Raw genomic sequence first — 5,308 nt, forward strand, 5'->3', positions numbered from 1 at the left:
TCTGGAACCATCATAAAGTTTTTCGCTGACTTGATAACCGGGAATACTGACTTGAACCTGAACCATAGCACCATCACCTTATTACTTTCCCACTTAGTATTCCCAGATACGTGAATCAATTTATATTAAGATAAAAATCTTAATCTTTATTTACAAGTGCTAAATTCTCAATTTCAAAACGCGGGAATCTCTAAGATAAACTCCGTACCTTCAGTTAAAACAGAATTACAACTGACTTTACCACCATGTTTTTCTTCAATAATTTGTCTGGCAATAGCTAATCCCAAACCCGTACCTTGACCAACACCTTTGGTAGTAAATAAATGGTCGAATATTTTTGTTTTCACTTCTTCACTCATCCCTTTACCATTATCTGCAATTAATATTTTTACATTATTATTTTCAACTGAGGTTTTAACGGTAATTTTATTAGGGTTTGCTTTAATTTCTTCAAAACTACGTCCGGTGTTAGTATTAAATTCTTCTAAAGCATCAATTGCATTCGCCAAAATATTCATAAATACCTGATTTAATTGACCGGGAAAACATTCTATTTTTGGTATATTACCATACTCATTTATAACTTCAATCGCGGGACGGTTTTCGTCGGCTTTAAGTCGATGTTTGAGAATTAAAATAGTACTATCTAAACCATCATGAATATTAAATGAAACTTTATAATCTTTATCTGCACGAGAGAAAGTTCTCAAACTGGTGCTAATATTTTTTAACCTGTCGCAAGCCATCGCCATTGCATCAATCATCTTCGGTAAGTCTTCCAAGCTATAATCAAGGTCAATTTCTTCGGCATGGTCGAGAATCTCATCTCCTGGTTCGGGTAGACTTTCTTGATATAATTGCAGGTGTTCGGTGATGTCAGCTAAGGTTGGCTTGGTTTGTTTGAGAGTAGCATTAATAAAGCCTAAAGGATTATTCATTTCATGAGCTACCCCGGCAACTAAGTTACCTAGTGCGGACATTTTTTCGCTTTGAACTATTTTTAATTGAGCGTGTTGCAAATTTTGTAATGCGTTTTCTAATTCTTTAGATTTTTGAATTACTTTTACTTTGGCTGTTTCGCGTTCTCTCTGTGCAGTTTGTTGTTCGCTAATATCTTGAACGATAGTTAATCCATGTTGTTTTCCTTTATATATGAAGGATACTGCTTTAACTTCAAAATCAAAGAAACTACCATCCTTCCGTTTGCCAATACCCTGAGCATAAAATTCTTTTCCTTGTCTTAAGGTTATTAAATAGTCATTGAAGAGATAGATATAATCGGGATGAACAAAATCTGGTGGTATTAATTGCAACCATTCTTCTTGAGAATAACCATAAATATTAGTAATAGCAGGATTAGCTGCAACCAATTTTCCTGTTTCTAAATCACAAATTGATAATCCATTATTAACATTGTCAAAAATACTGCGATACTCTGCTTCTTTTTGAGAAATTTCCTGTATCTTATTTTGCTGTTGGTTGTATAAATGAGCATTTTCTATCGATATCGCAGCTTGAGAGGCAAGTAAGTTAATAATTTGTTGACGTTCAAAGGTAAATACTCCAGAAGCAATTTGATTTTCTAGATATAAAATTCCTACCAAATGTCCTTGATTAATAATTGGCGTGCATAATACACTTTTGGGGTGATGTTCCATCATGTATTCGCCAATTACCCCAGGAATATCTATTCGACAGTTATCGATAACTATTGTTTGTTGGGTATTTTTAACGTAATTAATTATTTTAGTTGGTATATGCTGACTAATATCAATTGATTCGGAAATGAGAATATTTTGAAGTTGATCTTGTAGTGTATTATCGTAACTAATAGAAGTAATTGCTCGTACTTGCCAAATATTATCTTGAGAAAGTATTAATACAGATTTTTTTGCTCCAGAGTTTTCTAAAATAATTTTGGTCAAGTTAGTAACAAGTTCATCTAATTCTATACAACTAGAAATTGCTTGAGCAGCTTTGAGAATAGAAGAAAAATCTAAAGCATCGGAAATACTAGTGCTAGCTGTAGTAGAAGAACGAGTCGAAGAAGAACTTACTTTCCAGCCAGTGGCAGCTATTGTTTCGAAGGGATTGAGGTTAACTTGTCGTTGTTGTAAGATAGGTTTGAGCAGTTGGGGATAGCGCTTTTCTAAATCATCGGTTTTGGCTTTGGCTCCCCAACGGGCGTAACAATAGTAAGCTTCTTGCATATAGCCACTGGCGATTTTCTCTTTATCCCAATCGAGATAAAATTTAGCTGCAAGTTCGTTGGCTAAGGCTTCTTCTTGACTATAACCATTAGTTTTGGCTCCAGAAATTGCTTTTTCGTATAGCTCCAGAGCTTGTGATTTTTGCTTTAAAACTCGACATTTTTCTGCTTCTACCAAATCAAATTTATGTTGATGGTTCATGGGAGCATAATTTGCCCAATTATCTTGTAGTTGGGTTTGGTTTTGTTCAACCCGTTGTAATATTTCTGATGTCTGCACTGATTCGGAATTCACAGATGCCAAAGCAAGCAAAGATTCATAAAAATAAAACGCCGGTTCGCTGACAAGTCCAGCACCAGCCCTCAGATAATGTTTGATTTCAACTGCATGGTTTTGAGCCAATTCTATTTCTTCAAATAGGTAGCAAAGCATCAGCTTATATAAATAGAAAATATATAGCCCATATGAGTCATTCGCAGAACGTAGCTGAGGTAAAAGTTCTGTTTCGTTGAGGGCTTCCCCAGACAAAATAGTCGGATGCTCTGTACTCCCCAGCAGATTTAAAATAGGTTGCCAGTAAATTCGGCAATAACTAGCTGTGGTCAATTGGTTGAATTGCTCCAATCCATTGCAGTAGTTGCGAGTTTCGCGCTCCAACTTAGCAAGAGGCTGACCGCACCAAAAAGAAGTGTGACAAAAATTGTGGGCATTGTGACCGGCAAAATCTATGCTTCCAAGCTCTAATCCAGTAGCATAACCTTCTTGTAAAAGTGGTAATATTTCTCGGATATGAGATTTACGTTGCAGAATATATACTCCTAAAATTAACAATGCTTGAGGCTTACTTACTTTGCTACCGAGTTTTGAGACAACTTGGAGTGCTAATTGACCGAACTGTGTTGCTGTATCCACATCTTGTAAGAAATTGCACAGGAGAACAGCATAGCTAGCATACACATAACCTGAAATAAATGTATTGCCGTACTTAATTGATAGTTTGACTGACAATAAAATTAGCAATGGAAACAAAGGAGATCCAGAAAGATAAGCTGCTGGCATGATGCTAGTAGCAATCTGGATAATGGCGAGTTTTTCTTCATCCGTCATTATCGGTAGGTCAACTAAGTCTTCAATTTCCCGTTCTCCAATCAGTTCGTTAAGCTCTGCAATACTGTGTTGAATATCTTGGGGTGTAGGATTTTGAGGAAAAGTAATTCTAAACTGTTGTAAAATTTGTTGGGCGATCGCAATGGCTTCGGTTAGCTTATTCTGAGCAAAACTTGATTGAATTCTAATTTGATAAACATTAACTTGTTCTAGTAAAGAGCGTGAATGTTCGATGACTTTTTCAATCAACTCTTCCATCACTTCAAAGTCACCGCTCAACATTGCTAATTCAGTACATAAATCATGAAATGCTAGACACATTTCGTACTGTCGCAACCAAGGATTTTCTCCAAGTAATTGTAAGCCGATAGCTGCATATTCGCGAGCAGCTTGATAAGCGGTTGCGGCTCTTGCTTTACGACAAGCAATCAAGTTAAGTTGTGCTAATTCATCTGTGTGATTTTGTTCGACTATGAAATTAATTCCATAATTTAATTGATTAATTAATTCAAAAATTCGTTCTTCTCTAGCTTCTGGTGGAATTTTTTGTAACAATAATTGTCCAATATGATAATGAGTTTTTTGCTTTTGGTCTTCCGGAATTAAAGAATAAGCTGCTTGTTGAATTCTGTCGTGTAAAAATTTGTATGTAACAGTCTCTGAATTGTCTCGATCTTCCGTTTGATTTTCAGCACCAACAAAAAACTTATAGACATTGCTTTCGGGTAAAATCAAACCAGCTTGCAAGGCATTCCACAAACAAGCAGCTGTTTCTATCTGAGATTGTTCGGAAACAGTTGCTAATGTTTCTAAATCAAATTGATTTCCAATACAAGCAGCCAATTTCAACACATCTTGCGTTGATTCTGGTAATCTACGTAATTGAAACATCATAAACTCAACTACATCTGAGGAAAGTGCTTGCTGGTTGATTTGTGTAATCTCACATTGCCAACACCCTTCTAAGAAGTTGAATTGAATCAAGTTATCTTCATGTAAAGATTTGAGGAATTGAGTTGCAAAAAATGGATTACCTTCTGTTTTAAGATGTACCAACTGCGAAAGAGCAAATCCCGAATCTTCCGAACACTTTAATGTATCGGCAACTAGCTGATTTAATTTTAATTGGCTCAAGGGTTTGAGGGTAATTGTATTTACAATTGCCCCTGCGTTTTTGATTTCGTCTAATGTACTAATTAAGGGATGAGTAGGAAATACTTCATTGTCTCTATAAGCACCAATTAATAATACATAATTCCAATCTCCTTCACTCATTAATAATTGAATCAATTTTAGTGAAGCCAAGTCAACCCACTGCAAATCATCCAAAAATATGACTAGCGGATGTTCTTTTTTGGTAAATAATTTCAGAAATTTTTGAAACAATAAATTAAATCGATTTTGAGCAGCATTACCAGATAATTCTGGAGCGGGTGGTTGTTGACCAATAATTCTTTCTAATTCGGGAATTACTTCAATAATTACTTGGGCATTATCTCCTAATAGTTTAAGTATTTTTTGTTTCCATTGTTCGATGGTTTTATTGTTTTCTGTTAATAACTGTCCCATCAAATTCCGAAAAGCTTGCACAAATGCTGAAAAAGGAATATTACGATTAAATTGGTCAAATTTACCTTTGATAAAATAACCGCGCTGTTTGACAATCGGTTTGTGAACTTCGTTAACCACCGCAGTTTTACCGATTCCAGAAAAACCTTCAATTAACATTAACTCAACCCCTTTCTTTTCAGATTCAAGGGGGTTAGCTACTCTGTCAAATGCTTCTAGTAGTTGCCGAACTTCATTTTCTCGACCATATAATTTTTCTGGAATAATAAATCTGTCACAAATATCTTTTTGAGCTATGGAGAAATCTGCAATTTTTTCGGTTGATTTTATTTTTAATAAACATTCTTCTAAATCGTACCTTAATCCTAAAGCACTTTGATATCTGTCTTCGGCATTTTTTGCCATTAACTTCATGACGATAT

The 5,308-nt window shown here is 35.2% G+C and carries 1 protein-coding gene; it reads right to left on the minus strand.

The window, feature by feature from the left end; genetic code table 11:
• Nucleotides 1-173: 173 nt before the first annotated feature.
• On the minus strand, nt 174-5,308 hold a 5,135-nt coding region (locus ACM03V_RS34130), incomplete at its 5' end, for an AAA family ATPase (protein WP_414625253.1).

The organism is Calothrix sp. CCY 0018, assembly GCF_963920925.1.
Classification (GTDB): Bacteria; Cyanobacteriota; Cyanobacteriia; order Cyanobacteriales; family Nostocaceae; genus Rivularia.